Consider the following 548-nt stretch of genomic DNA (forward strand, 5'->3'; position numbering starts at 1 on the left):
CTCGGCGAACAGGCCGCACAGGACCTCCTCGCGCGGGGTCCGCGGACCGCGCCCGGCAGCGGCCGCCGGCAGCTCCGGCGCGGGCAGGGCCCGCCGGTCCAGCTTGCCGTTGGTGGTCAGCGGAAGCCGGTCCAGGACCACGAACGCCGACGGCACCATGTACTCCGGCAGCAGCCCGGCCACGTGCACCCGCAGACCCTCGACGTCCAGCCCCTGGGCGAGGCCCGGCTCCGCGACCAGGTACGCCACCAGCCGTCGGTCGCCAGGCCGGTCCTCCCTGGCGACGACCGTGACCTGCGACAGTTCCGGGAGACCGCCCAGCACCGCCTCGATCTCGCCGAGTTCGACGCGGAAGCCACGGATCTGCACCTGCTCGTCGGCCCGGCCCAGGAACTCCAGCAGCCCCTCGCCGGTCCAGCGGGCCAGGTCGCCGGTGCGGTACATGCGGCTGCCGCCCGGGCCGAACGGATCGGCCACGAACCGCTCCGCGGTCAGGTCCGCGCGTCCGAGATAGCCGCGGGCCAGGCCCGCCCCCGCCAGGTACAGCT

General features: G+C 75.4%; 1 protein-coding gene. It reads right to left on the reverse strand.

Annotation, left to right across the window (positions count from 1 at the left end; genetic code table 11):
- The coding region (locus ACOV8S_RS31150; RefSeq protein ID WP_448321841.1) for an AMP-binding enzyme at positions 1 to 548 on the reverse strand (548 nt) is incomplete at both ends.

The organism is Streptomyces sp. CO7 (assembly GCF_053474865.1).